Here is a 26,391-nt window from a genome sequence, read left to right as displayed (position 1 = left end):
GGCCTATGTTCCCGAATTCCTCTCATCAGTGCTACCGTAGAGATATTCTGTAGGATACAATCAGTCCATTGAAGCGGAAGTGTCATTCTCGGGACCTTGTAGGTGACCAATCATCAGCGCATTAAAGAGGAGTTTGTAAGTTGCGCGAGTCTGTCCCCTGAACTGTGGCCGGAAGCCGAAAAGGACCACATGTCCATCACCATGAGCAACCCTGACCGCAGCTGCCTCACCACCGATAGCACTCTCTTCCCCCAGGGCCCAACCACTCATCAGAATATTTTCTTCAGCATATCGGGCAATCACTTCAACAGGTGGGGCGGGGCCCGGAACCAATTCAATCCGTCCCCCTTCCTGGAGGGTAGAGCGGCGCACTGCTGAGAATGCACGACTGCGCACGAATGATGCCGCGACTTCGGAAGGCATTCCATACCCAATCGGATGCGAGGAGTCTACATTTAGGTGCACAAGGGATCCCGGGATGAAAAATCTGGATTGGGGGATTCCGCTCACAACATTTTCTACGGGAAGCCCAAATTGATCAATGACAAAGTCGCTTGCTGCATCTAATGCTACGAGCGTACCACCATCCGCCACGTAATTCGTCAGTGCAAGAGTCCCCTCGAGTCCAAGTCCCCCGGTATATTCTTCCGGCATCATCCCCACACGATGTCCATGCAAAAGACCCTCTGCTCCCTGGCTGGAAAGCAAGATCGCAGTGTAGACGGACAAATCAGCGGACCGGATATCCGCGTCGTGCAGTGTGTCAACTTCAAATGCGAAAGATTCTAGGATCCACCGCGTCCAACCTTCATCCATGTTGGCAATCCAGGTTTTATACAATCCAATGCGTGGAGCTTTGAGTTCATGTAGTGGGGGGAGGTTTTCGGGAACTGGGTGGAAACTTGTTCCTGTCCGTTCGGCAATATCTTGAAGAGCACGATCTGATTCGATCAGAAAGGCCCCGGCAGGCCAGGTGTCTTCTCCGACCACGACTGAGTCGGTCACGACCCCTACGGTCAAACCGTTTCGAACGGCTTTGTTGATGGCGTATCGGCTACGATTTGTTCTTGGGTCAATGATATACTTCTTGTGGTCCCCATCGGCAATCGTCCCGGGAGTCTGTGACAGGTCCTCCGTAATGGATACGGTTTCTACAGTGGGGATTGTTGGCAACCGGTCAACCCGAAGTCCCATCTGAAGTGGTAGGGTCCATCCAGCTAGGTCGTAGGGTACGATGGGGGTGCCTCCCTCCGTTCGGCGATCAGGATAATCCTGGATTTCTAACAGATCTTCCAGATAGGGCCGGAATGCCTGTGTCTTGGGGATGATGAAGGAGCCAGCTGCGTACGTGGTATGCCCGACAGTAAATGATTGGGTAGCCTTCTCAATCTCAATGCCGCCAATCCGTAATAAGTTGACCAGGTTTAATTCTTCTCCGGAATTCCATTGGTCACTGGGAATCACGTAGGCGGCAACGGAATCAGCGGTTTCAATCGCGTCTCGCCCCATTTTCCAGATATTGTAGAGCCAGTGTTCACGACGATCTGCTGCCAAGCGCAGGACGCCCATGGAGCCGGTAATCATGTACCGGACGGGGTCTGCAAAGTGAGACCAGCCCCCCTTCCATGGATTCGGGTAAGAGATGTTCGTTCCCGTTGTAGGATTGCCTCCACTCACAAAATTAGGGATTGAGTCCGGGTCAAAGAACCGGGAACTCGGGGTCGCATGTCCTACCTCCGTCAGAATTCCCACCATATTGTGAAAGTAGGGAACGGTGCGCATCCCCCCGTTCCACCACATGCTGAAGATGACCCCCGATATCACACCCGGCATCTCTTTCATTGCAAACCGATTTGCCATTGCCGATCCAACGAGATTTACGGCAGTCGTAATCCCCGGGTGAATCCGGGGATTCACTGGATCCGCAAAGGGAGGAAGAAATATTCTGGTCCAACTCGGGCTGGTTTGATGATGATTATAGACGATTTGAGGGTACCATTGATTATAAAGCACCTCCGTTACCGCTTTGGATTCAGGCATATTGTTCATAAACCAATCCCGGTTATTATCATGCCCGACATAGTAGTGATAGAGCCAGGGCGGGCGTGTTGCCTCAAATGGGGTGCCAACCGTTCGGTCATACCAGGAAGCGATAATATCCAGTCCATCGGGATTCATGACAGGCATCAGTAGGAGAATGACATTATCCCGAATGTGCTGCATTTCGTGAGATTCTTCCGTCGCTACCCGCCACGCGAGCAATGGGGCCATCTGCGCGCCGGCAACTTCGGTTGCATGCAGGCCTGCATCAATCCAGATAACTGCCCGTCCCTCGTTCGAAAGCACTTCCGCTTCAGCCTCGGATACTCTTCCCCGGGCAAGCGATGCACTGATCTGTTGCCAGCGATCCAGAGATGCCAGATTTTCCTCACTCGAAATCATCAGAAGCAGTAAGGGGCGTCCGAGCACGGACGTGCCAATCTCACGGAGGATTACACGATCACTGGCTTCTGCCAGTGCCTCGTAGTAGGAGACCATCTGGTCATATCGAGCAAGCTTGTAGTCATCTCCAGGCATAAAGCCAAACACATCCTGTGGATGTGGGACTTGGCTCAGGGAGTTGGTGCAGGACAGGACAAGTCCTACGACCAGAAGTGTGAGTGTGCGTAAGAACTTCATGAGATTTACTATTGTCGGATAGGTGCACCGCGCTCATTCGGGATGCAAGGACCGGTCGGGCGCTCATCTTCAGGGACGGCATAGAGCTCACGTAGGCGGCTCAATTCCACTTTTAGTTCCGCCTGGATCTCGGAATACGCGGTATCATCATACACGCTGTTCATTTCCATTGGATCGTTCTCAAGATCAAAGAGCTCCCATTCATCACGGTTATAGAAATGGATGAGTTTATAGCGATCAGTTCGAACCCCGTAGTGTCGCTCCACGCAGTGGTAGCCGGGATATTCGTAGTAGTGGTAATAGTGACTGGTACGCCAGCTTTCCGGGGTTTCACTCAGGAACAGTGGTTTAAGGCTTTCTCCTTGCATGTCGCTGGGAACGTTCACGCCGGCCAAGTCGAGGAAGGTCGCTGCAAAGTCCAGGTTCGACACCATCGCATTGTTCACGCTGCTAGGTTGGATTTTTCCTGGCCAGCGGACAAGCAGTGGAGTCACCAGTGATTCTTCGTACATCCAGCGCTTATCATACCATCCATGCTCGCCTAAATACCATCCCTGGTCCGAGGAGTAGATTACGACCGTATTCTCTTCGAGATTTTGATCTTCGAGATAATCCAGCAAGCGTCCAACATTGTCATCTACACCGGCTACTGTACGCAGGTATTCTTTTGCGTAGCGTTGATACTTCCATCGGGTCAGGTCGTCGCCTTCGAGATTAGCAGCCAGGAATTCTTCATTCCGAGGACCGTAGATTTCTTCCCATCCGACTGCCTGCTCTGTATTCATACTCCGGGGAGGTGTCAGCTTGAGATCCTCCACATTCATATGCCTCGCGATAGTCATGCCTTGTTCGGCCGCAGGAGATGCACGATTCGAGTAGTCATCAAACAGATTTGCAGGCTCCGGGATGTCTTCGTCTGCATACAACTCGAAGTGGTCCGGGCCCGGATGCCATTCCCGGTGAGGGGCCTTGTGCTGATACATAAGCATGAAGGGTTTTGAAGGGTCCCGCTGTGTATCCAGCCAGTCTAGGGCCAAGTCTGTGATAATATCTGTCGTATAGCCTTCAATCTGAATAGTATCTCCGGGAACGAGGAAACGTGGATTGTAATAGGGACCTTGGCCGATAAGGACTTGCCAGTGATCAAACCCGGTTGGGGCACTTTGCAGGTGCCATTTCCCGATCATGCTGGTTTGGTAGCCCGCAGCTTGCAGCAGTTTGGGGAATGTTTGCTGTGTGCCATCAAATCGGTTTCCATTGGTGAGTTGTCCATTGAGATGGCTGTGTTTCCCCGTCAGAATGACTGCGCGGCTAGGCGCACAAATCGAATTTGTAACCAGACACTGTGTAAAGCGCATGCCTTCTTCAGCAATCCGGTCCAAGTTTGGCGTTTCATTTACGACTGAGCCGTACGCGCTCAGTGCTCGCGCAGTGTGGTCATCCGTGAAGATGAACACAATGTTCGGTGGCGGCTGCTCCTGCGCACACCCCGCCAACACCAAAAGAAGGAGGGGGATAAATTTTAGAAGTTTCATGTATTTGATGGGTTATGGCCATATTCCCCAAACCTAAGCATTTCCCAGCAGTATTCAGTCGGTCTGATGGAAATATCCATCATGATTACCTTTGGCTAGCTTAACTGAACTCATTTCATCAAATGACAAATAACCGCACACTTGCGATCCTGAAGCCCGATTGTGTTCGTAGGTGTCTGACAGGAGAAGTACTGCGTCGGATCGAAATCGCAGGATTCAAGATCTGTGCGCTGCAGATGCAACAACTGACACGTAACCGGGCAGAAGGATTTTATGAGGTACATCGGGAACGTCCATTTTTCAACGACCTGATCGACTTCATGACCAGCGGGCCATGTGTTCCGATTGTGCTTGAGAAGAAAGATGCCGTAGAACGCTTTCGAGCTTTTATTGGAGCCACGGATCCAGAGCAGGCAGACAAGGGAACCATCCGCAGGCTTTTTGCAGACAGCAAGGCGGAAAATATCGTCCATGGCTCGGATTCACCGGAAAATGCAGAAAAGGAAATTGCATATTTTTTCGATGAGTCGGGCATTCCTGCTGATGCTGGATGAGGTGTTTCGTATTTCTAACAATTTTTCTTAGTGCTGGGTCTGTGCTTGCCCAGGAAACCGTCGTGCGCACAGGAGCAGACATTCTGGTAGAATCCGGGTTTGACCGCATCGCCGGACATACCGTTGGATTGATTGTGAACCATACTGCACTGGTTGGAGACGAGCATCTCATAAATTTGGTGCATGCCTCACCAGGGGTCACGCTGGGGGCCATCTTCGGGCCTGAGCACGGATTGCGCGGCACGGCCGAGGATGGGGAAGCGGTGCAGGACGGAGTTGACCAGCTCACCGGTGCACCGGTTTACAGCCTCTATGGAAAGACTCGCAGGCCAACGCCGGAAATGTTATCCGATCTGGATTTGCTGGTCTTCGATATTCAGGATGTGGGAGCCCGGTTCTATACGTTCATTTCTACGATGGGGTTGGCAATGCAGTCTGCAGCAGAAGCTGGTATCCCGTTTGTAATTCTGGACCGGCCAAATCCCCTTTCTGGTGCCTATGCATCGGGGTTTGTTCTGGAGCCGGAAGTGCAATCATTTGTAGGTCAGTTCTCTATCCCGATTGCTCATGGTTTGACCGTAGGTGAATTGGCCACCATGATCAAGGGGGAGGCCTTACTGCCTAGTCTGGATTCTCTTGAACTGGAAGTCATTCCGATGCAAAGCTGGACACGGAATATGCAGTGGCCTGATACGGGGCGACCCTGGGTCCCCACTAGTCCGAATATTCCCCAGTTTGAGACAGCTTTGGTCTACCCGGGCACATGCTTTTTCGAATCGACTTCCGGGAGCGAGGGTAGAGGAACTCGAAACCCCTTCCTTCAGGTCGGAGCCGTTGGAGTTAATGGGAGTGAGATCGCCGCAGTACTTAACCGTAAATCCCTGCCGGGTGTAGTCTTTGAAGGTGTTGAATTCACGCCGGAACCCCTAACCAGCATGGACTCCGCACCCAAGTTGAATGGGCAGTTCATTCAGGGTTTGGGAATTAAAGTCACGGACCGAAGGACTTATCAGCCGGTTGAGGTGGGCATACATATCTTTCATGCATACTACCACGCGGTACCAGCTGCAGATGAGTTTTTAACTAGGCGCGAGTGGTTGGCCAGGCTCTCCGGCACCACAAAACTTGCCGGCATGCTGGAGTCCATGACACCGGAAGAGATTATAGCATCATGGCAGGAAGAACTCACCAATTTTATTCAGCGGAGCGAGCACTATTACCTGTATGAGTAGAGTTTCGCCAGAGAATCGCATAAATGATCTCAAGGTATCCCCCCAGGATCAGCAGTGGAGCGACATAGAGCGAGAGAAAGCCGTCTACCTCATTCTCCAGACGCATGATGGCATATCCGAGGACAATTGCCAACACGCCCAAGGCGACCAGCACGTAGTTGTGGGTCGACAGGATCATGGAGCGCTTTTTTACACGACGCCTTCTCGGATGGGATTTGGCAGATTTCTTGGAGCGAGGCATGTACAAAAGTGGATCACCTCCGGTTGCACCGGTAGCCGCCATTTAAGTTTCAGGGCCTGATGGGTGACTTATTACGTCTCTTCTTTATTGGAACCGCCGCCGTCGCCCTTCAGTGGCTTTTCTTTGGGAGGTTGGATTTGTGGGGGGCTACTCCAGATGTGGTATTGCTTTTTGTACTCTGGGTTGCCGTGCGCTATGGCCAGACTATCGGAACAATAGCGGGTTTTCTGGTGGGCTTTGCACTGGATGCAATCTATGGTTTATGGGGAATCCATATGTTTGTAAAGACAGTGATCGGCTTCCTGGTTGGTCTTCTGAATATGATTAACAGCGAGGTTTTTGTCAGATCAGCACGTCGAGTGGTTGAGACAACCCTAGTCATTTCATTGGTGCATAACAGCCTACTCGCACTCTTTGTTGTAATGCAGCGGGGGGTTGGTTGGGGATATCTTTTTTGGGTGTTGTGCATAGGGGGTACCTTGTACACAACTCTTGTTGCTTTTCTTGCTGTGACCTTTTGGCGCAGGTAGGGGACCGTGGACGTATTCCGGCTACGGGTCACCTGGAAGGAATAATGACGGAACCAATTTGAGTGACATAGAATAAACGGAGCCATTGCCCTGTAGCTCAATTGGCAGAGCGCCTGGCTCTGGACCAGGAGGTTCCAGGTTCGAATCCTGGCGGGGCAACTACAGATCTTTTTTGGTAACTGCAAGAAATCCCGCATAAGCTTCCGATGAGACCTCTGGGTGCTCCCTTGTGTGAAGCATGCTGATTGCTCCGTCCAGATACAGTGCGTCGGTTGCTCCTGCAATATCTCGAAACCAGGTCGCAAAGTCAAAGAAGTTGACTGCGCCGTTCGTGATGGCAATGATTGCCTGACCGTCCTCAGATATTCCGATTCCGCTCCGTAGGCGACAGTTTTTAGAGCCTGGAGTGAAGGCGGGATGGATTCTGTTATCCTGGAGAAGTAGAGGGCCTGATTGAAGTGCATAATCTATCTCGGGCTTTGTCGCGCCAAAGCGTGTAGATTCGAGAATGCCGAACCGGTTATTCTCAGCAAAGAATACTCCGTTGGGTTTGAGATAGAAATTCCCGTATCCGTCCTCAAGATTTAAGGGACGTAGTTCTCGACTCTTTTCTACATAGAGTCCAGTAGGTACGAGTCCTGGTTCAAAAATGCCGGCATTGGTGACAGCAATTACCGAGTGACCTGTACGCTCAAGCCAGTCCACAACGTTCTGCGTACTTTTGAAGGGTTCGTTGGATACCGGATTTTTCCAATGCAGCGTGATGTTATGCAGTGCGGGGTTGACACGAACGGTGTCGTACGGCTGGGACGCATGGAGAATACAGGGCTGATTTTGCAATGCTTGCCTGATAGCGCTGCAGCCTGTCAGCAGGATCGCCGTCACACCCCATAGACAAAGTAGTTTAGATAGAGAGGCGAGCCGCGCACGAAATGCTTTGGCCTGATAGGCAGCATCGGGATATCGAATTCCCCGAGCATAAGTCAAGACCAGGGTTTGTGGCTTCATTTGCCTGTCTCTTGAATTGTTGCTTTTGTATTTGCCAGAACAACGAGTCGCGTGCACTCAATTTAGGTTCTTAGCTGTATACCCGAGCAGTAATCTCAAAAGGTTTGACGAAATAGCGCATAAATAACTCCCCATATGCGGCCATCGCAACGGAGTACTGGTTACCGGTATCGGATTTGCGAGAGGTCCCTGCGTCAGAGCCGGAAGATTTTACCGTGACGGGGAATCGGAATAATTTCACGACATCGGGATGGGCGAGGTAAACGGCAGCCAATGGATCCCAGGCGTAAAAGACGCCCTGTTCTGCATAGGGGCGAACCGACTCCAACACCTCTGTGGTCATACGCCCTACAGGACAGCGGGCCATTTTACCGAAGTGATCAATGAAGGGGATTTTGACGGGTACCTGATTCGTCGCATCCAGAGGGATCAGTGTAATTGGCAGGTCAGAGGAGAAAACTTTTGATGCAGCCAGTGGGTCTACAAAAAAATTCCACTCCGCTTTTGCGGTGGGTGAAATAAATTCTTCCGAGTCATTAACATTCCCTGGTACGGCCAACGCTCCCCCCATAATCACGAGTTCTTGGATGGCCGGAGCAGTGGCTCGGGTCAAACCAGCCAGGTTCGTAAGGGCACCAAGGGCCAGTACACGGACAGGCCGGGAAGATCGTGAAAGCCTGCGCCGCAAAAATGAAACAGCATGCTCTTCTTCGGGAGGAATGAATGCTTTTGGAAGGCGTACGCCGGGAAGATCATCTGAAAGCTTGCGCCAGCGTTGGGGGAAGGCAGCATCTCCCGACGATGGTTCAGGATCACCAATGTATACCGGGATATGTCCTGTGGCAAACGCCGCGACGACGCGGGCAATATTGATTGCGGCACGATCTGCATGAGCAAGACCATAGGATATCGTAATTGCTTCCACCTGGATGGTTGGATGAACCAGCAAATACCCTAATGCCAGAAGATCATCGGGGCCAGCATCGGTATCCACAATAATATGATTCGACAAGTGGTCAGGCATCATAAGTTCCTGCGGTTATGGCTCCTCCAGACCCCGTCCAATTCGTATGGAAAAACTTCCCGCGTACCTCACCAACTCGCTCATACGTATGAGCCCCAAAGTAATCCCTCTGAGCTTGAATCAGGTTTGCAGGGCCCTTTGCCTGTCGGTAGCCGTCATAAAATGCAAGTGCGCTACTGAGCGCCGGGGTGGGAACGCCACAGGAAACCGCGGTCGCAACGACTCGGCGCCACGCTCCTTGCGCTTCTGAGAGTGCCTCGGTGAAGTAGGGGGCCATCAATAGGTTTTGTAAATCTGCCTGGTTGTCAAACGCTTCCTTGATCTTTTCCAGGAATGCCGAACGGATGATGCAGCCTCCTCGCCACATCATAGCAATGCTCCCATAGTCCAGAGGCCAGTTGTAAGTTTCGGCTGCCGAACGAAGAAGCATATACCCTTGAGCGTAGGACATGATCTTTGCGGCATAGACTGCATCGTGTAGGTCACGTACCAGTCCCTTTATATCCACTTGATCAAGTGCGGGCGAGGGTCCTGGGAGGATCCCCGACGCATGAGTACGCTCAGAATTCAAAGAAGAAAGGAACCGGGAAAAGACGGCTTCGCCGATCAATGTGAGCGGGGTTCCCTGATCTAGAGCACTTGCCACAGTCCATTTCCCTGTGCCTTTTTGTCCGGCGCAGTCTAGGACAGTGTCAAGTGTAAATTTCCCTTCTTCATCCTGATGCCCAAGAATGTCGCGGGTAATCTGAATGAGATACGAATTCAGCTTGCCCGTATTCCATTCAGCATAGACATCCCGCATCTCAAGGTTCGAGAACCCAAAGAGTTCTTTCATGAGATGATAGGACTCCGCAATAATTTGCATGTCACCATATTCAATCCCATTATGGACCATCTTGACAAAGTGTCCAGCTCCATCTGGGCCAATCCATTCACAACATGGAGAACCATCCACTTCGGCAGCGATGCGCTGAAAAATAGGCTTTACATGCGGCCATGCCTCCGTGCTACCACCGGGCATGATACTCGGACCGGTTCGAGCTCCTTCCTCCCCACCGGAAACTCCGGTTCCAATGAATAACATACCCTGTGCCTCGACTTCATTTGTGCGTCGAATTGTATCGTGATAATTTGAATTTCCGCCGTCAATCAGAATATCGCCAGCATCCAGGAGCGGTAGCAGGCTGGCAATCGTTTGATCAACGACGGTCCCTGCCTTGACCATCAGCAGAATCCGCCGCGGTCGCTTGAGCGTGGCGACGAGTTCCTGAAGTGAGTCGACTCCTTGAATAGACGTGCCAGCGGCAGGTCCGGCAATGAAGTCTTTCATTGTCGATACCGTACGGTTGTACACCGTCACAGAAAACCCATGATCATGCATATTTAAGACCAGATTCTGCCCCATGACGGCCAGACCAATCACGCCAATATCAGCTCCTGTTTCGTGCTTCATGAGTTCCTGGAGTCCTATTGTTTCGGATTATATAAGAAAGATGAATTTTGTGTGTAGACCACGGAGATCCAATAAAACGCATTGGACGCACGAAGCCCTCCTGTGATCATCGTGGCGACCGATTCAGCGCGGCTGAATTTGCCCTGGTTGCCGTATCTGAGTTCCCTCCACATTGTGCAGCCGATCTCCGAGCACTTCCCGCATGCTGTCTGCCAGCACACTGAGTTGCTCAACCACCTCTGGATGGTTTTCAGATACATCCTGTGTCTCTTGTACATCTGTAACAAGGTCATAGAGTTCCAGTCCGGAATTCAGGTGTGTATATCGACCTGGAATCCCATCTGCACCGGGTGCTTGTCCAATCATCGTTCGATATCGATGAGGAAAATACAGCTTCCAGCGATCGCTGCGCACAGCGTGCAGTTCATTTTGATGATACCAGAAGAAGTAGGCTTTTTGAGGAGATACGGTGGTTTCACCGTTCAGGAGCGGCCAGATATTTTGTCCATCAATCGGATGTTCAGGCAATGGTGCATCAATAAGATGCGCCAGAGTCGGAAACAAATCAATGGTCATAGCAGGTGTGGTGACAGCTAGTCCTTCGGGCAAGGTCCCTGGCCAGCGGGCAATGAAGGGCACTCTTACGCCGCCTTCCCATGCGGTTCCTTTTCCTTCGCGCAGAGGACTGGCATCGCCGGCGTGATTGCCATAGCTAAGCCATGGGCCGTTGTCACTCGCAAACAGGACCAGAGTATGGTCATCAATCTCCAAGTCCTTTAAGGTTTGTATGATCTGCCCCATTGACCAATCGATCTCATGGATGACATCCCCATACAGGCTTGCACCGCTAGCACCTAGACGCTCTTCGGAAACAAAGAGGGGGACATGCGGCATTGGGTGAGCGATGTAAAGGAAGAAGGGACGCTCGGCAGATGCCTGAGTTCGGATAAATTCCGTGCTGCGCAGTGTAAAATCTGTCGTAAAGCGGGATTGGTCCGTATTGAATCCCACGATTGAGTCTCCTTCAATGGTCGGTAAATCCCCCCAGCTATCTGGGGTCTCGGGATGAAACGGCCACATATCGTTTGAGTAGGGGATACCGTAATAGTCATCAAATCCATGTTCCATTGGCAAGAATTGGGGATGATGGCCAAGGTGCCATTTCCCGTACGTTGCCGTGGCGTAGCCCTGTGTCTTGAAGAGTTCGCCCAAAGTCACTTCATCTTCATGAATCCCGTGTGAATTCCCTGGGCCCAGCGCACCGTGGATCCCGATTCGGTTTGCATAGCTGCCAGTCAGAAGCGAGGCACGGGAAGCGGAGCAGACGGCTTGACTCACATAGAAATCTGTAAAATGGACTCCCTCTGCTGCCATTAGGTCAAGATTGGGAGTCGCATAGTCAGGTGACCCATAGACACCAATGTCACTATATCCCAGATCATCAACGAACATGATGATTACATTGGGTGGGGTTGGCGGCTCGTACGTGCAGGTGGCCAGAAGGAGCAAGAACAGACAAGAGTATTTTTGCATAATAGGCGTCATTTAGCCGAAAGATACCACTCTAATCAACGCAAAGGAATTAACCTGAAGGCGCGGGTAGAAATCTGCTGACCATTGAATTCTTAGAAACTTGAGCCTACTTATAGGAACCATGCCTCAAACTGTCACTCGTTAATTTCGAACGGTTTCTTGCTGGTAGGTTCGAGAGTTGGTTGTAACTCCAGATGAGTCGCCGAATCCAGATAGAGTGGGTGAAACAATGCCATATACGGTACCGTATCGAAATTTTGCACACATAACAATTTCGTTCACCAGCGGACTAACCCCAAGTCATGGGACAGCCTGCGATCAGAAGATCGTGTTCACATGTTGGAACCTCAACATCATTACATACCTTCCGTAACCAAGACTACTCATCCACGATGAAGGGCATCACATTCATATGTGTTTTAGCCACAGTACTGTTCGCGTTATTTTGGACTGCAGAAGTTTCAGCGCAAATTCGCTTTGCAGGTAATGCAGAAGGATGGAGTGTGAATGGAGTTATAATTGATTCCAGTAATATCCCCGAAGATTTGTACGTGATCGCTGATTCCCTTCTGTCAACGCATGCCTTCAGCGTAGGCGTCTCGCACGGTTCTTTCCCGATGCGGGTCATTGTCAATGATGTAACGTACGAGATTTGGTCAGATAGGATCATAGAGTCGTGCAGCACGCGTAAAGCAAGTCACGAGATTCGGATATACCAAGATTCTTTAATCGCAGGGCCTTGGGGTCGTCGTTGGAATAGGGAGAAATCTGCTCGCGAGACCGAGCTGTCATTGTTGGTCAACTCATTCAAGGGAGATGGACGGGAAACGGATCTGATTGTGAATTATGGGATTCCTCTGGAATCCATCTATGATTTCTCGGGTGATACAATAAAGGTAGACGCGAATTTCAGGACGTTACTCAAGGATGATAAAGGAGAGGCTTCCGTTGAGCGTACCCGAGATGTCAATCATTTAGTCGCCAGTCAGGTGGTGGCATTTCCCGATCAGCATCTGTGGGTAGACACACAGGAGATGGAGGTGTCGCCAGGCATGCATGAACTCGTGGTTGTTCAGACCACAGGCGAAAAGACCGTAGAGTTTCAGTATCAGGAGGTTATGCTGCCGGATTATAATCAGAATGGCGTCACATTAAGCGATATCATGCTTGCTTATTCGGTCGAACAGGTGGAAAATGATGTCTCCCCGACTGCAAATGAGATTCTCCGTAAAGATCACTCTATTCTGCCTGCACCGCGAAATGTATTCTTGACGGAATGGCCAGTCTATCTGTATTTCGAAATCTATGGGTTAGCCCTGGATGGTCGGGGAAAAACCAATTTTGATGTAGAAGTCACATTGGAGCCCGTGAACACTGATCGCGGACTCCGGCGGGCAGTCAAAGGCATATTCAGGCGGAACAGGCACAGGAAGGGCGTATCTGTGAGCTACAAGGAAAGCGGTTCACAGTCGGAGGAATTGCTCTACCAGATACTCGATATTAGTGACCAGAAAGAGGGGCTATACATGCTAACCCTGGTTGTGCGGGATAATGAGACAGGCGAAGAGTCCGAGCGGACACAGAGTCTCTTTCTACAGAGACCACCCTGTAGCGAGTGACGGGCAATTCCTAAAGCGTCCATATCCGGCAGGAAATCTCCGGTTTCAGCGGAGTGGTGAAGCATCCAGATAAACTCCTCCGTCAAGTCCATAATTTCCTATCTTCACTTCATCCCGGTTGGAGATATGCTTGCATACCAAATGCTCGTCCTCTATCCGTCTACCAATTGCCGAATATGCCCCAATTTCGATTACGGATATGAGTTGCAAGCCCCGAGATTGCTATTGCTACATGTCCGGTTTGTTTTTCCCGATAGTCATGCTTGTTTTTGGGCTGTCCGTTGCGTCCTGTACGCAGGAGTCGGATCCACCAAATATCCTCTTCATTGCCGTTGACGACCTGAACACGGATCTCGGTACATATGGCCACGGTCTAGTCAGCAGCCCACATATTGACCGCTTGGCTGCTCGTGGCGTGAGATTCGATCGGGCATACTGCCAGTATCCCGTCTGTAGCCCCAGTCGATCCAGCTTTCTAACCGGACTCTATCCAGAACAAACCGGCATACTGACTAATCAGGATAGTTTACGCAAATACATTCCCGATATTCCCACGCTTCCCCAGTGGTTTAAGGAGCACGGGTACCACACAGCCCGCGTAGGAAAAATCTTCCACTATGGTGTCCCAGGCCAAATCGGTACGGACGGTATGGATGATCCCGCGTCGTGGTCCGAAATCGTAAATCCACGTGGAATCGATCGCGAGGTTCACGATCGCATACATACTATCGTTCCAAACCAGTTTGGCGGGACGCTAAGCTGGCTGAGTATGGACCCGGAAGATGGTCTCCATACGGATGAATTGGGTGCGGCTGCAGCTATTCGGATCATGGAAGAGCAACACCCATCCCAGACGGGTACGCCCCTGTTCCTTGCAGTCGGATTCTATCGCCCGCACACGCCGTTTGTAGCTACATCCCCCTACTTTGAATTGTATCCGATAGATCAGATCGATCCCGTTCTTGAGCAGCCAGGTGATCGAGATGATATCCCAATTGCTGCTTTGGCCGATCGACCAAAGCAGCGCGATCTGACCATGGAAAAGCGTCGCGAAATTATTCAGGCCTACTATGCTTCCGTATCGTTTATGGATGCACAGGTAGGTCTCCTCCTGGATGCGCTGGAGCGACTGGATCTGGACGACAATACCATTGTTGTGTTCGTCTCTGATCACGGATATCATCTGGGACATCATGGGCTTTGGCAGAAGGGCGATTTGTTCGAGGGATCCGTTCGTGTCCCATTGATTGTTGTTGCGCCGGAGGGGCTGCGAAAAGGCTGTGGTACGGAAGCGCTAGTAGAGCTCGTGGATTTGTATCCCACACTTGCAGATTTGGCTGGCCTGCCAACACCTGAACACCTCAATGGGTTAAGTCTTCGGCCTATTCTGGAGGACACGAACCGCCCAGGCAGAGCTGCCGCCCTTACGGTTGGCTGGAGCAGGGCCGCGTGGATGCATCCTGAAATGGGCAATCGGAACGTGATGGGATATTCGATTCGTACGGAACGATTCCGGTACACCGAATGGGATGGTGGAAATGAAGGTGCCGAACTTTACGATTACGAAGTGGACCCGATGGAGATAGACAATCTGGTTGGCGATCCCATCTATGCAGACACTTTGGCTCGACTGAAACAATTAATGGAGGCTCGAAAACAAACCGCGAAATAGCCATGAGTTTAGATCCTATCACCCGCCGGGGCTTTTTGAAGAGTGTGGGACTCTCTGCTCTTGCCGCAACCACCAAGCGGCAGAAGACACACGTAATCACGCTCAGCTTCGACGACGGATTCCGTAAATCGAGTATAGAAACGGCGAGGATCTTTGAGAAGCATGGGTTGTCAGCCTGTATCAACGTTATTGCCACGTCCCACCACGATGACTTCGTTCCGCCTAACGACTACCACCTTGTTCCAGCGGGTGATTTTGGACTGTGGAACGAATTGGTTGCACGAGGCCATGAAGTCATGCCTCATGGGTATAAGCACCAGAATCTGACTGAGGTGCCGCTGCAGGTTGCAAAGGACCTGATCATGCGCTGCCTGGATTATTTCAGCGAGGCATTGGATGGATTCGACCCCGAGCAAGCTATATTCAACTTTCCCTACAATGCTTCAAATCCTGCTATAGAGGAATGGCTTGCCGATCAAGTGAAAGCATTTCGGACGGGCTATGCACAGATTAACGCGCTGCCACACGCCGGGCAGAAGAAGCTGATTTGTAGCAGCCACGGTCCCGGGAATATTGACGCATTTCTTGCCGAGGAGATTAATCGTTTTCTGGCCTCGTCCGGCGGATGGCTAATCTTCAACGCCCACGGGTTGGATGAAGAGGGCTGGGGCCCTCTTTCCGCTTCGCATCTTGACAAGCTTCTTTCCGAATTGACGGCAATGGGAAATGTCCTCGTGATTCCTACTGGACGGGCATTGGCAAACGTGTGATTCACCAGGGTGGAGCTGGAACCCGTTAAACTGTACGGCAAAAATCGTAAACCAGCGGTACTCGGCAACGGATACACTCACGCTTGTCGAAGGGAGTTATATGGTTAGGTTGATATTATGAGCGGTTTCTGAATAATTGGAGAACCCACAGAAAATGTCTCCATCTGTTGCCCGATCTTCGCCTCCAGGTCGTATATTTGTCGGTCACGATGCGTGCGCAACCATTTGCCGCATCTTCTTACATTCACTTAACATGGTATTATGAAGTCCCCCTTATATTCATTTCTGGTTTTAATTTTTGCAGTGACGTTTGTAGCATGCGGCGGAGGCGGTTCAGACTCCGAAACAACACCCTCAGAAACAGAAGAAACAACAGAAGCATCTTCTGGGCCTGAAAGCATCGAATTGACGATCCAGCCGTTTGGTGAGGAGATGAAATATGCAGTTGACACCCTCACGGTTGCCGCAGGGGCCGAGGTCACATTGATCCTGGAGAACACTGCGACGCTTCCGATAATGGTTCACAACGTTGTCATACTTACGACCAACAACGATGAGGATGTGAATCGTGTTGGCATGGCCGCAATTGTGGCTGGGGAGGCAGGTGGTTATCTCCCTGAAGATGATGCCATCCTTGCCGCTACTCCAATGGCGCAGCCGGGGGAAACCGTTCAAGTCACTTTCAACGCACCCTCCGAGCCAGGAGTGCACCGTTTCATTTGCACCTATCCGGGACACTATGCACTTATGCAGGGAGTCTTGGTGGTCACTTAAGAGCTAATACGATTGAGGAAGAAGCCCTGAGGGGCTTAAGGCGGAAGTGCATCAGCATGTGAAGCTGGTGCGTGTGTTGGTGTTGGAATGTGTCTGCTGCCCTTGCAGACTGGGATGGAGTCAGATCCTCTGATACTGTGGGCTGCGTACGAGTACGCTCCCGTAAAGATCAACCGGAGTTCGATCTGGCGTAGCGTATGGGCGCAGGCAGAATACGATACCAAACAAAAGCTAATCTATTGGATCGCCATTTACAACGAATGCGTCCATTACCCGAATCAAGGATGGGGTTGCCGCAGCTGATCACCATGAAACCGCGTGACGTGCATACGAACGAAGTGATCGCAACGTATGGCGAGGGAACGGGGGTCAAAATCCGGTGAGATGAGTGAACCGAAGGGGAAAATGACGAATGCAAGGTATTTAGTTGAGAAACTCAAGGGGGGCAACTGGGAGATCGTGGGCTGTAACAACTGGAATAAGGCTTCCGATGCTCTTAAGAACTGTGTCGGCGGCAAGTGTCCAAACGAGTTTACTGAATGCGATCCGGGGGAGGGAAAATACCGGGTCACGATCTTGGGGAAATCGGAATACTACAAACGGCCATGAGTGATCACGATCTACCGGAAATGCCCCCCTGGATTGAGTTGATTGTCCAGTCCAAGATCGACCAAATCCGGGAATGGACTCTGGAGGAAGTAGGGGCGGCGCACGACAGGCTTTGTGCCGAACAAGAGCGGTTGTCTGAATCCATTGAGTCGCCCTATGATCTTCCGAGGTTCTACCGTCACCTGATTGTGACGGCCGAGTGCTGTGCTGCCTTCATCTGGATCAATTTGAAGGCCGATACCGAGTCATTCATTGATGAAATGGCCGCTATGATGGTTTATTTGGAAACGGGAAAAGGGGGGTGATAGATGTATATGGGTCTGGTGCTAATGGGGCTTTTTTTTGTGGTTTGCGGGATGGCTTTTTCTGGGTATGCCGTATTTTGGGATTATGATAACAAGGCTGCAGTGCGTTGGGGATGGTTGTTAGGGGTGACTGGGTTCTTGCTTTTATTGCTCTCTTTTCTTGTCCCCTAGATCATATAACGAGGGTATGTGAGGATGCCTCCAATGCAACGTAATACCGGTTATGTTTCGCCCCGGCGGTTGATCCGCGCCCAAAACGGCCGTTTTCTGGATCTTCCTATATGTACAGACAATCCGATTGAATAAATGAATTGGAAACGTGGATGCTTTATTGTTGCTGTGTGCAGCCTTTTTGTGATCGTGCTGCTTTCGTTTGAGTTGTATAGAGTTCCGGGGCCAGCGCGACTTGAATTGCTGGAAGTAGAAGCGGAGCTGGTGGAGGCTCAAGCTAACGCCGTGGCGTGTACAATGCAACTGAGCGCAACCCGTGTGGAACTACTAGCAACGTATGCAACAATATTAGACATAAACTCTCAGACTGCGGAATATTTTCTTTCTCGCGGTCGTGATGTTTCGGCGCTGTTAGATGTAGCGGAACTGACTATGGCAAAAGTTGATAGCCTGGAATCATACCTTCCCTCCGATGATGATGAGTAAACAGGATCCTGTGAGCGGTGGGGACTAGCGGGGTCACGTATCCCGCGGTAGTAGATCGCAATTTTGAACCCTGTTTATGAATATAACCGATGCCCCTGAAACCCGGCCCTATACGGAACGCCTATCAGCGGGATCAATACCGCCAAAGACGGGATCGGGAACGCCGGGAACGGGAGACAAAGGAACGTGAGCCGGCTATCACGCCCCCGGAATCCGTGACGGATCAAGTAACCGCCCTGGTTGAATGGGCGGTTACTCTCATATACCCCTCTGGGCACCCCCGGACGGGGCAACCGATGACGCTTCCGCCCTACCTGGTTGACTACCTGCATAGGATCTGGCTCCATTGTCGTTGTCGTTGATCAGAACCAATCGCCCGTATACCCGTAGCGAAACATAATTCTTGTTTCATTGTCCAAAGTCTGGGCGGTGCATTGATCTTGTGCTTGTGTTTTGGATTTTGTCAATCGCCAAACGTCTGGCTTTTGATTGGTCAAGGGCATGATCGTTGAAACACGGATGTAGATCTATATGTACTCTATCTAACTACTTTCTGAGACATGGAAATTGAGATCAGCAAAGAAGCTAAAACAAACCGCGATGCGTACCAAGCAGTGCAGGCGCAAATGGAATTGGATCACTTTGGCAAATGTGTTCTGATGCACAATGGCGAGATTGTTGGAATTTACGATACCAGTTCCGATGCCTACGCGGTGGGGTGTGAAAAATTTGGACTTGGTGAGTTTACAACTGAATTGGTAGGGCAGAAGCCCATGCATCTCGGCATATTTACACTCTGTCTTCCTCAGAAATAGCCAATGCCCTCCTTTGAATCAACAATTCAAAATAACCAGCCACTCCTAACTGTCTAAGTTTCCATTCCAAACTCTAATCTGCCCAACAATAATGCAGGGTTTGTAGCCCTCCTAGATACAGGCGCACAACTGACATCGCTGTCTCCCAAAGTTCCACAAACTCTGGGATTAATGCAGATTGGAACAGGAACTATAGTTCCCGCAAGTGGACAGCATATAAATGTTCCTAAGTTTCATGTAAGAATAGACATCCCAATTGCCACGAATGTTCAACTTAAAGGTGGAGGGCAATATCAGAGTGCATATCTTCAAGGGAAGGATATGGATGTTTTTCAACTTCCTTTTCAACCCCCTAATTATGATGTCTTGCTTGGTATGGATTTCATTTCACTATTCCACATTACTCTGTTTAGAGGACGATTCATACTGAGCAACTGAATTGGTAGGCTGGATTCTAATTCTGGCAACTGTTCAAGGGTCGGAAGTTGCATTATTTATTCTTGTTTGCCAGTGGTGTATTAGCAAAATCAATACTACGATTGGCGTGGTATACCGCGATAAATTTTACGGGGTGTGGTTGTAGTGTAAAGAAGATGACAGCGAACCAGCCATAGACCATGGGAGCAGATCACTGTTCAACCCTGTTGTGCAGCGGATTGATATGCCCATTGAAGCGTGCAGCATCACGGTCCGGCAGGGCAGACCATTCTGGGTTTCGCTGTAAACTACTTTAGATTATTCCCCACCGTGACGATACCGCTGGGAGCGTATCCGATACGATGTGCGACGGCCTTTAGGGTATGATTTGGAGGAAGCGTGACCGGCGATGTGTACAATAGCCAGCGATCTGCTATGGTTGCACTAGGTTCTAGAGTCTGATAACCAATAGATGCCCCTTCAGTCGCGGTCGTCAAACGCAGTTGTACAGAGTCCGTATGATCTGTATTAAGGGTGATCCTATAGTGCAGCGAGTCGTCGGTTGCACGTGTGATATTCGCTCCATCGGAGGTCAATTCAATAGACACGGCAGAGCTTTGGGGTTGTATGTGGCCGGGCCACTGCGAAGCGACAAAATCCATTTCGTCCATTGTACCAGGGTCCGAAGTATCGCTCATCCAATGGTCTAATTCGGTACGCATTATGACCAACTGCTCCGTATGGGCGGGGTCGTCTGCAAGGTTAAAGAGCTCATGCGGGTCTTCGTCGGTATCAAAAAGCTCTTCTTCGGGTTTGGAACTCCGAAACCATTGAGACTGGAATTCATCAAGCTCTCCGGCATCACGCAAGCGGAGCAGTTCTTGCATCGTTGCCATCTGCTCCCGGTAGGTAACGGGCAGATAATAGCCGCGATCAGGCTGTAGATTTCGGATGTATTTGAACCGATGATCTCTGACTGCCCGTTTGGTGTCATACTCGGCATCAAACCGATCGGCAGCAGCATGGATAAACTGCCTGGGCATCTCCGCACGCTGATTGCCTAGGAATGCCTTTCCGTCCAGATAATCCGGCATGGGGGCTCCAGTCAAAGAAAAGACGGTAGGTGCCAGATCAACAAAGCTGATTAGCTGTTCATCTGTCAACCCCGCGAGTTGTCGATCTGGAAACCGGATCGCCAATGGAACATGCAGTCCTGAGTCATAAAGCTGACGTTTTTGCCGGGGGAGGGGTCCACCATGATCAGAATAAAACATGACGATGGTTTCTTCTAGTAAACCGTCAGCTTCCAGTTCATCTAGGATCGCTCCGACACGAGCATCCAGGAGCAGAATATTCGAGTACATCCGCCGCACATCTGCACGAACCAATTCGGTGTTCGGCAGATACGGGGGAATAGGTACCTCTAAGTCAGATGGAATCAAAAGAGAATCATTTGCCCGTACCCAGATCTGGGATTCATGCGTCACGCCAATGTTGATTACCGAGAAGAAAGGCAAATTCTCGGGGCGATTCTTCCAGTGAGCTTGACGGCTATTCTCGTCCCAAGCCATCACGGGTGCCTTAAATTGATAATCCTGTTTACTGTTGTTCGTTGTATAGTAGCCGTTTTCACGCATCACCTCACTCATCATGCGTACGGGTGGATCGGGGGTGGCTTCGTAGGGGATGACGCCGATCTGTTCCATATACTCCGGGCGGGAAGAGGTGCGCATATGCTGTGCACCTCCGCGCGTCGTGTAAATGCCGGTTGCAATAGAGAAGCGGCTAGGGGCACAAACCCCCGATACAGAAAACATGCGTGTATATCGCACCCCGTCATTGAAAAGTCGGTCAAGATTAGGAGTTTGAATGGTTGAATCCCCATATGCAGGGATCGTGGGGCTCATGTCTTCGGCCACGATCCACAGAATATTCGGCCGGTTTGGCAATTGGAGGGTGTCGTAGTCTGGAGAATCCTTTTGAAGGGAATTAAATGCGAGAAAAAGAAACAGAATTAGGGAAAGGCGTAAGAACTGCATAATTCAGCAGGATCGGGCACCTCAATATATCGAAATGACAGAAAATGAAAATAGGAGGGTCATGGAATTTTTTGGAGTCCACACAGAGGGCTCCATGTCTTTGCGCCTATTTCCTGTCTGGGCACAGGCACTTGGGATCCAGGAGGCTAACCTGCGAGGCGTAAATCTGCCCATTGACCAGACGCTGGAACCTCATCGTCAAGCGGTTCAACGCCTCAAGCAGGATCCTAAGGTTTATGGCGCGTTGGTTACGTCCCATAAACTATCCGTCGTACGTGCAGCGGGTGAATTGATTGATCGATATACGCCTGCCTCTGAGCTGACCGGGGAGGTCTCAGCACTGTACAAGCGCGAGGGAGAGTTGTGGGGAGATGCGGTGGATCCTGAAAATTGTGGGTTGGCCATGGCAGATTTCCTGCCCCCAAATTGGTGGAGCCTCAATGAAAGAGCGGGAATTTTAGTACTTGGAGGAGGAGGGGCATGTGTGGCTCTTTTGGTACATGTGCTGCAACAGGCAGTGAATGCCCCTTCCTTTGTTCAGGTGGTGGAAAAGCGTACAGACAATCTTGATCACTGTGCCCGGATTGCCGGGCAGCTTGATTCAGGGAAAATCACCGTAGAATTTATTCACTCAAGCCAGCCGCAGGTGTGCGATCAGCTTGTCTCTAAGCTTCCGTCAGGCTCGATGGTGATCAATGCGACGGGAATGGGGAAAGATGTGCCGGGGTCTCCCGTCACAGATGCTGTTCGTTTTCCCGTTGATGGAGTCGTGTGGGAGCTCAATTATCGAGGGGAGCGTCCCTTTCTTCACCAGGCGAGGAAGCAGTCGCAGGCAAAGTCATTGATTGTGGAGGATGGCTGGTATTATTTTTTGCGCGGCTGGTCAAGTGTAATAGGACTTGTATTCAATATTCCGATCACACAGGGTCGGTTTAAAGATTTTTGTGCGGTTACAAAGAGAGACTGAGGGAATCGATGAAAGACGCGGTGATAATCTCTATTTCCTTACCTTTCGGGAGTCATTTACCTGCGTAGACTATGCATCTCGGATTTGTTAGTGCGATTGTGCCTGAATTATCGGTCGAAGAAGTTTTTTCTCTTGCCTCAGAGCTGTCCTATGATTGCGTTGAGTTAATGTGTTGGCCAAAAGGGAAGGCGACGCGGCGCTATGCGGGTGTTACGCACGTAGATGTTCAGTCGCTGGGTCGAAAGGAAGCACAAACGCTTCAAACTTTGAGTTCTGAATCTGGTGTCGCAATCAGCGCTCTGGGCTATTATCCAAACCCACTGTCTCCTGATCCGGAGGAGGCGAAAGTTTCGATCTCACAGATCCGACATTTGATAGATGCGGCCGTACTGCTTAAGCTGGACACGGTCAATACATTTATCGGGCGTGATTGGCATCGCTCTGTTGAGGATAATTGGCCCCAGGTCATGGAAGTGTGGAAGCCACTTGTCACCTATGCAGAAGAGCGGCAGATTCGCATTGGGATCGAAAACTGCCCGATGTATTTCACTAATGATGAATGGCCCTCAGGCAAAAATATCGCCTACTCGCCTGCAATCTGGCGTCGGCTCTTTAATGATCTGGACAGCAGCGCCATCGGGCTCAATTACGATCCGTCTCACATGATATGGCAGCAGATGGATGCGTTCGAGCCGATCCGCACGTTTGCTGATCGTCTCTTTCATATTCATGCCAAAGATGTTCGGCTTGACCAGAATCGTCTCAACGAAGTTGGGATACTGTCCGTACCGAATTCTTTCCACACTCCCAAATTGCCTGGGTTGGGAGATGTAGATTGGGGGAAGTTTTTCTCCTTTCTCACGGATGCAGGATACAATGGAGCCGTCTGCGTTGAAGTTGAAGATCGAGCCTATGAGGGATCTCTGGAATCGCGGATCGCCGCTTTGAGACAAAGTGTGACCTATTTGCGACAGTTTGTCCCTGCTCAAGAATCGTTATAGGATCCAACCTGATTGAGGTCATCCAGATGGGAGCCCCGTTTGCGTCATTGGAAAAGAGCAAGGATTTCTTGATTGCGATTGACTCGGATGGTTGTGTCTTTGACACAATGGAGGTGAAACATAAGGAGTGCTTCTGCCCGGTTACGATTCGTCACTATGGTTTGCAGGCAGTCAGCAAATTTGTCAGGGATTCGTGGGAGTTTGTGAATCTGTATTCTGTTGACCGGGGCATGAACCGCTTTCCTGCACTGGTGCGGGTCATTGACCAGTTGCGTACGCGTCCAGAAGTTCTCCGTCGCGGGGTGACTATTCCGGTTCTGGAAGAACTCAGGGACTGGATACATACAAAACCAAAATTGGGGAACCCCGCACTCGCCGATGCTGCCGAGCGGATTCCTGCGCTGGTGGATGCATTAGCTTGGAGTGAAGCAGTCAATCAGGCAGTGACGGAGATGGTGCATGGGGTTCCACCATTCCCTTATGTGCATGACGTGCTTTCAAAAGCCACGAACCAGGCGGATATGATGGTTGCTTCCAGCACGCCAGTAGATGCTCTGCACCGGGAATGGGGCGAGCATGGGCTGTCAGAGTATGTACAGGTGATTGCAGGCCAGGAGATGGGCTCCAAATCCCATCAGCTATCTACCTTAGCAGGCAGTCAGTACGCTTCTGATCATATGCTTATGATTGGGGATGCATTCAGTGACTATCGGGCTGCGAAGAGTGTGGAAGCATGCTTTTATCCAGTCCTGCCGGGCGAGGAAGAATCTTCTTGGGAGCGGCTTCAGCATGAAGCACTCGACCGGTTCTTTGCCTGCGAGTATCAAGGCTCTTACGAACAAGGACTGATCAGTGAGCTGAGGGAAAGGCTTCCAGAACACCCACCTTGGGAACGGAAGGCATAGCGTGGGGTGAATCCTCAAAAGCGTCTTCATCCCTTCGGATTGTTGATCCTGGGTCAGATAATCAGTCCTTGAAAAGACCTATGTAGGGCCTGATCGAAATTGCTCTCTCAGATACCGAGCAAGTTTATATGAAGAAGCCTCGGCTACCAGAGCTGAGGCCATGAGCGGCTGATATTTTCAAGCTAACAGCAGGTTGGTAGGGTACAAACAGGGACCTCAATAGCCAGAAAATTGGGTCCCCACAGCGGACTGATGAGGAACTGCGAGGCATACTGAAAGAGTGCGAGGCCTCACTACAACAGAGTACTTGGTTAAGACATCTCTAATAAGATGCAGGGGGAGGTTCAATTGCCTGCCTTTTCGTAGATCCCTCGGATTTAGTTATTCGCCCCATCTCGATTTGTTTTGAAAGAAGCATTCGGATCTCGCGCCATGCGCCGGCCGATAAAGTGATCGTGATTTTTCAATACTCTGGCTCGAAGATGCAATCGATCATGAATGAACAGTAATATAACAAGTATTTCCCATCATGCAACAGATAAAAAATAGAATTACGAAAAAAGTACTTGAAATATTACTATCTTAGTCAGAGTTCCTGTCCATAGCGACCTTCTGGCTGGACAATGTTCACAAGGCGAATGCCGTGTGGCCATCGGTTCTTGTGAAGAACCAGATCAATCAGTCTTACTGAATTCCAATCCGTCACACACAGGGCAGATCTACAAAAAATGAAATGGTTCAAACGATGCCACTTTTATTTGCATAAATGAAGGCGAGTGCTGTAGGCCCAAAGCACAGAAAAATTGTAGGGATAAACCACCTCTAGTTACTATGATACGACTGATCTCGTTGCTTCCGCTCCTCGTTTTTCCTACCATATCCACTTTGGGACAGGCTACAAGTCATAATGTAATACTGCGAGTTGTTCGCGTCACGACGGATTGGATGCCCTATGCTTCGACAGGCGGCTGGACGTCAGCTGCTGAGCGGAAGGAAAGCAATGCTCTTAAGTTCTATGAGGTAGCCATATGGGAAGAGATCTCTACGGTACATTTGTATGCATTTCCAAATGAATACGATCCTCTTTACGGATTGGCGGGCGATGTTAGCGACGAACAGAAAATAGCCTATCGTGAGCAATTTCGACTGAGACAGTACACTGGATTGCCGGAATTGGGTTACCCTTCTGAGAGAAGCGAATTCTTGAAGTCTGCATTCATGGATATCGCATCTTTGTTATCAAGCGAACATCCAGACTCGGACCACCATTTGATGTATAGTGGACATGGAGCACCCGGTGGAAATCTATTCGCGGGGTCTATGCACGGTAACGATGCAGCCGAATTTCTGGACCACTGGACGAAGTCAATTGGTCAACCTTTGGGGGTCATAGACATGGGAGGACCTTGTAACAAGGGAAGCTTTACCGACTAGGATAATTTCTGCCAGTATTCGCGATATTACATCGCGTCGGATCTGCTAAACGGCGGCTATAGGATGGACGAATGGACCCCTGACAAGTGGGGCCAAGTCACACCAGAACTTCAATACCACACCCTCTTTGCTATCAACCGAAACCTTGTCGATGCACTCAAGGACAGAATTGACCTACAAAGGATCCGTTACGAATACTCTATCAATAACATGGTCGAGAACAAAGTTGAGCAGGCCAATTATCTCTATTCGTGCGAGAAGTTCAAAAAGTTTGGAGAGGGTTTTCTATCGTTCTTGGGCGGGGAGCAGACGGTCTATGGCCCCTTCGACGATCTGTATCAGTACATGATCGATAATCATGCTACCGATAGCCTTATTTCTGCATTCAACAGTGTGTTCGTTCACAAGGCAGACAACCGCGATTTTTTCGAGTGGGAGGTTGTCGCTAGTGGCATGTTGATGCCTGATCCAGAGAAATTAATTCGCTTCGAGTCTGCAGTTGCCACCCAATTCTTGACTGTCGGAGTCCCCCTCACTCCAATCCAGCTTCCAGAAGCAATCTTAGGACAGCCTCCGATGACGTACACTCTGGATCCGTCTCCGCCAGCAGGCTTAAGC

At 50.4% G+C, this 26,391-nt stretch carries 23 protein-coding genes, 1 tRNA gene and 1 pseudogene (1 of these 25 only partly in view); 17 read left to right on the top strand and 8 right to left on the bottom strand.

Annotation, left to right across the window (positions count from 1 at the left end; genetic code table 11):
* Window positions 1-60: 60 nt before the first annotated feature.
* On the bottom strand, window positions 61-2,679 hold the full coding sequence (locus F4Y64_11420) for a peptidase M14 (GenBank protein MXX98206.1): 2,619 nt from the start codon (window positions 2,677-2,679) through the stop codon (window positions 61-63).
* 8 nt (window positions 2,680-2,687) lie between these two features.
* The gene (locus F4Y64_11415) at window positions 2,688-4,214 is read right to left on the bottom strand and encodes a sulfatase (protein ID MXX98205.1); all 1,527 of its coding nucleotides are present in this window, start codon (window positions 4,212-4,214) and stop codon (window positions 2,688-2,690) included.
* 122 nt (window positions 4,215-4,336) lie between these two features.
* On the opposite strand from F4Y64_11415, the gene F4Y64_11410 reads away from it, so the two are divergent.
* Together F4Y64_11410 and F4Y64_11405 are read left to right on the top strand one after the other, a co-directional pair.
* Window positions 4,337-4,768: a nucleoside-diphosphate kinase gene (locus tag F4Y64_11410; protein MXX98204.1), complete on the top strand. Its 432-nt coding sequence runs from the start codon at window positions 4,337-4,339 to the stop codon at window positions 4,766-4,768.
* Window positions 4,765-6,000, top strand: a complete 1,236-nt coding sequence (locus F4Y64_11405; GenBank protein MXX98203.1) for a DUF1343 domain-containing protein — start codon at window positions 4,765-4,767, stop codon at window positions 5,998-6,000. The genes F4Y64_11410 and F4Y64_11405 overlap by 4 nt, the downstream gene beginning before the upstream one ends.
* Here the strand turns inward: F4Y64_11405 and F4Y64_11400 are convergent.
* Window positions 5,963-6,178, bottom strand: a complete 216-nt coding sequence (locus tag F4Y64_11400; protein MXX98202.1) for a DUF3098 domain-containing protein — start codon at window positions 6,176-6,178, stop codon at window positions 5,963-5,965. The two genes, F4Y64_11405 and F4Y64_11400, sit on opposite strands and share 38 nt — an antisense overlap.
* Window positions 6,179-6,300: 122 nt before the next feature.
* Between F4Y64_11400 and mreD the strand changes: the two genes are divergently transcribed.
* Together mreD and F4Y64_11390 are read left to right on the top strand one after the other, a co-directional pair.
* A complete protein-coding gene (mreD, locus tag F4Y64_11395) occupies window positions 6,301-6,771 on the top strand; it encodes a rod shape-determining protein MreD (GenBank protein ID MXX98201.1) in 471 nt (156 codons plus the stop codon).
* Between the two features lie 86 nt (window positions 6,772-6,857).
* Window positions 6,858-6,930, top strand: a tRNA-Gln gene (locus F4Y64_11390).
* Here F4Y64_11390 and F4Y64_11385 read toward each other — a convergent pair.
* From F4Y64_11385 to F4Y64_11370, 4 genes are all read right to left on the bottom strand, one after another.
* On the bottom strand, window positions 6,931-7,779 hold the full coding sequence (locus F4Y64_11385; protein ID MXX98200.1) for a hypothetical protein: 849 nt from the start codon (window positions 7,777-7,779) through the stop codon (window positions 6,931-6,933).
* A 70-nt stretch (window positions 7,780-7,849) separates the two neighbouring features.
* The gene (locus F4Y64_11380) at window positions 7,850-8,806 is read right to left on the bottom strand and encodes a nucleoside hydrolase (protein MXX98199.1); all 957 of its coding nucleotides are present in this window, start codon (window positions 8,804-8,806) and stop codon (window positions 7,850-7,852) included.
* The gene (gene gnd, locus F4Y64_11375; protein ID MXX98198.1) at window positions 8,796-10,256 is read right to left on the bottom strand and encodes a decarboxylating NADP(+)-dependent phosphogluconate dehydrogenase; all 1,461 of its coding nucleotides are present in this window, start codon (window positions 10,254-10,256) and stop codon (window positions 8,796-8,798) included. Before gnd ends, F4Y64_11380 begins: the two co-directional genes overlap by 11 nt.
* 123 nt (window positions 10,257-10,379) lie before the next feature.
* Entirely contained in the window at window positions 10,380-11,789 is a 1,410-nt protein-coding gene (locus tag F4Y64_11370; GenBank protein MXX98197.1) for a sulfatase, read from the bottom strand.
* Window positions 11,790-12,181: 392 nt separating this feature from the next.
* On the opposite strand from F4Y64_11370, the gene F4Y64_11365 reads away from it, so the two are divergent.
* From F4Y64_11365 to F4Y64_11330, 8 genes are all read left to right on the top strand, one after another.
* Window positions 12,182-13,408: a hypothetical protein gene (locus F4Y64_11365; GenBank protein ID MXX98196.1), complete on the top strand. Its 1,227-nt coding sequence runs from the start codon at window positions 12,182-12,184 to the stop codon at window positions 13,406-13,408.
* Between the two features lie 232 nt (window positions 13,409-13,640).
* A complete protein-coding gene (locus F4Y64_11360) occupies window positions 13,641-15,080 on the top strand; it encodes a sulfatase (GenBank protein ID MXX98195.1) in 1,440 nt (479 codons plus the stop codon).
* 2 nt (window positions 15,081-15,082) lie between these two features.
* Complete coding sequence (locus F4Y64_11355; GenBank protein ID MXX98194.1) at window positions 15,083-15,850, top strand: polysaccharide deacetylase family protein; 768 nt, start codon at window positions 15,083-15,085, stop codon at window positions 15,848-15,850.
* Between the two features lie 261 nt (window positions 15,851-16,111).
* Entirely contained in the window at window positions 16,112-16,624 is a 513-nt protein-coding gene (locus F4Y64_11350; protein ID MXX98193.1) for an auracyanin, read from the top strand.
* 605 nt (window positions 16,625-17,229) lie between these two features.
* Window positions 17,230-17,538 carry a hypothetical protein gene (locus F4Y64_11345; GenBank protein ID MXX98192.1) on the top strand — a complete coding sequence of 103 codons (309 nt, stop codon included), beginning with the start codon at window positions 17,230-17,232 and terminating at the stop codon, window positions 17,536-17,538.
* Window positions 17,539-17,844: 306 nt separating this feature from the next.
* Window positions 17,845-18,195 carry a hypothetical protein gene (locus F4Y64_11340; GenBank protein MXX98191.1) on the top strand — a complete coding sequence of 117 codons (351 nt, stop codon included), beginning with the start codon at window positions 17,845-17,847 and terminating at the stop codon, window positions 18,193-18,195.
* 560 nt (window positions 18,196-18,755) lie between these two features.
* Window positions 18,756-19,010, top strand: coding sequence for a hypothetical protein (locus F4Y64_11335; GenBank protein ID MXX98190.1), 255 nt, complete (start codon window positions 18,756-18,758; stop codon window positions 19,008-19,010).
* Between the two features lie 63 nt (window positions 19,011-19,073).
* The gene (locus tag F4Y64_11330) at window positions 19,074-19,448 is read left to right on the top strand and encodes a hypothetical protein (GenBank protein ID MXX98189.1); all 375 of its coding nucleotides are present in this window, start codon (window positions 19,074-19,076) and stop codon (window positions 19,446-19,448) included.
* A gap of 287 nt (window positions 19,449-19,735) precedes the next feature.
* Here F4Y64_11330 and F4Y64_11325 read toward each other — a convergent pair whose 3' ends face one another.
* Window positions 19,736-21,466 (bottom strand): sulfatase-like hydrolase/transferase, encoded by a 1,731-nt coding sequence (locus F4Y64_11325; protein MXX98188.1) that lies wholly within the window; start codon window positions 21,464-21,466, stop codon window positions 19,736-19,738.
* 61 nt (window positions 21,467-21,527) lie between these two features.
* On the opposite strand from F4Y64_11325, the gene F4Y64_11320 reads away from it, so the two are divergent.
* The 5 genes and pseudogenes from F4Y64_11320 to F4Y64_11300 all read left to right on the top strand — a co-directional run.
* Window positions 21,528-22,433 carry a shikimate dehydrogenase gene (locus tag F4Y64_11320; GenBank protein ID MXX98187.1) on the top strand — a complete coding sequence of 302 codons (906 nt, stop codon included), beginning with the start codon at window positions 21,528-21,530 and terminating at the stop codon, window positions 22,431-22,433.
* Between the two features lie 71 nt (window positions 22,434-22,504).
* Window positions 22,505-23,434 (top strand): sugar phosphate isomerase/epimerase, encoded by a 930-nt coding sequence (locus F4Y64_11315; protein ID MXX98186.1) that lies wholly within the window; start codon window positions 22,505-22,507, stop codon window positions 23,432-23,434.
* A gap of 26 nt (window positions 23,435-23,460) precedes the next feature.
* Window positions 23,461-24,339, top strand: a complete 879-nt coding sequence (locus F4Y64_11310; protein MXX98185.1) for an HAD hydrolase-like protein — start codon at window positions 23,461-23,463, stop codon at window positions 24,337-24,339.
* Window positions 24,340-25,170: 831 nt separating this feature from the next.
* Window positions 25,171-25,773, top strand: a complete 603-nt coding sequence (locus F4Y64_11305; GenBank protein ID MXX98184.1) for a hypothetical protein — start codon at window positions 25,171-25,173, stop codon at window positions 25,771-25,773.
* Window positions 25,774-25,836: 63 nt separating this feature from the next.
* Window positions 25,837-26,391 (top strand): annotated as a pseudogene (locus F4Y64_11300) (hypothetical protein) (it continues 27 nt past the right edge of the window).

Source organism: Rhodothermaceae bacterium, assembly GCA_009838195.1.
In the GTDB taxonomy this organism is placed as follows: domain Bacteria; phylum Bacteroidota; class Rhodothermia; order Rhodothermales; family Bin80; genus Bin80.
This window is presented reverse-complemented; position numbering and strand designations above follow the sequence as displayed.

What these genes read in the sequence shown, in the direction of transcription:
- gnd (MXX98198.1), bottom strand. Translation starts at nt 10,256, where the DNA reads ATGAAGCACGAAACAGGAGCTGATATTGGCGTGATTGGTCTGGCCGTC.
- F4Y64_11345 (MXX98192.1), top strand. Translation starts at nt 17,230, where the DNA reads ATGAGTGATCACGATCTACCGGAAATGCCCCCCTGGATTGAGTTGATT.
- F4Y64_11335 (MXX98190.1), top strand. Translation starts at nt 18,756, where the DNA reads ATGGAAATTGAGATCAGCAAAGAAGCTAAAACAAACCGCGATGCGTAC.
- F4Y64_11320 (MXX98187.1), top strand. Translation starts at nt 21,528, where the DNA reads ATGGAATTTTTTGGAGTCCACACAGAGGGCTCCATGTCTTTGCGCCTA.
- F4Y64_11400 (MXX98202.1), bottom strand. Translation starts at nt 6,178, where the DNA reads ATGATCCTGTCGACCCACAACTACGTGCTGGTCGCCTTGGGCGTGTTG.
- F4Y64_11350 (MXX98193.1), top strand. Translation starts at nt 16,112, where the DNA reads ATGAAGTCCCCCTTATATTCATTTCTGGTTTTAATTTTTGCAGTGACG.
- F4Y64_11305 (MXX98184.1), top strand. Translation starts at nt 25,171, where the DNA reads ATGATACGACTGATCTCGTTGCTTCCGCTCCTCGTTTTTCCTACCATA.
- F4Y64_11315 (MXX98186.1), top strand. Translation starts at nt 22,505, where the DNA reads ATGCATCTCGGATTTGTTAGTGCGATTGTGCCTGAATTATCGGTCGAA.
- F4Y64_11405 (MXX98203.1), top strand. Translation starts at nt 4,765, where the DNA reads ATGAGGTGTTTCGTATTTCTAACAATTTTTCTTAGTGCTGGGTCTGTG.
- F4Y64_11355 (MXX98194.1), top strand. Translation starts at nt 15,083, where the DNA reads ATGAGTTTAGATCCTATCACCCGCCGGGGCTTTTTGAAGAGTGTGGGA.
- F4Y64_11385 (MXX98200.1), bottom strand. Translation starts at nt 7,779, where the DNA reads ATGAAGCCACAAACCCTGGTCTTGACTTATGCTCGGGGAATTCGATAT.
- F4Y64_11380 (MXX98199.1), bottom strand. Translation starts at nt 8,806, where the DNA reads ATGATGCCTGACCACTTGTCGAATCATATTATTGTGGATACCGATGCT.
- F4Y64_11340 (MXX98191.1), top strand. Translation starts at nt 17,845, where the DNA reads ATGAATTGGAAACGTGGATGCTTTATTGTTGCTGTGTGCAGCCTTTTT.
- F4Y64_11420 (MXX98206.1), bottom strand. Translation starts at nt 2,679, where the DNA reads ATGAAGTTCTTACGCACACTCACACTTCTGGTCGTAGGACTTGTCCTG.
- F4Y64_11365 (MXX98196.1), top strand. Translation starts at nt 12,182, where the DNA reads ATGAAGGGCATCACATTCATATGTGTTTTAGCCACAGTACTGTTCGCG.
- F4Y64_11410 (MXX98204.1), top strand. Translation starts at nt 4,337, where the DNA reads ATGACAAATAACCGCACACTTGCGATCCTGAAGCCCGATTGTGTTCGT.
- mreD (MXX98201.1), top strand. Translation starts at nt 6,301, where the DNA reads ATGGGTGACTTATTACGTCTCTTCTTTATTGGAACCGCCGCCGTCGCC.
- F4Y64_11325 (MXX98188.1), bottom strand. Translation starts at nt 21,466, where the DNA reads ATGCAGTTCTTACGCCTTTCCCTAATTCTGTTTCTTTTTCTCGCATTT.
- F4Y64_11360 (MXX98195.1), top strand. Translation starts at nt 13,641, where the DNA reads ATGTCCGGTTTGTTTTTCCCGATAGTCATGCTTGTTTTTGGGCTGTCC.
- F4Y64_11370 (MXX98197.1), bottom strand. Translation starts at nt 11,789, where the DNA reads ATGCAAAAATACTCTTGTCTGTTCTTGCTCCTTCTGGCCACCTGCACG.
- F4Y64_11310 (MXX98185.1), top strand. Translation starts at nt 23,461, where the DNA reads ATGGGAGCCCCGTTTGCGTCATTGGAAAAGAGCAAGGATTTCTTGATT.
- F4Y64_11415 (MXX98205.1), bottom strand. Translation starts at nt 4,214, where the DNA reads ATGAAACTTCTAAAATTTATCCCCCTCCTTCTTTTGGTGTTGGCGGGG.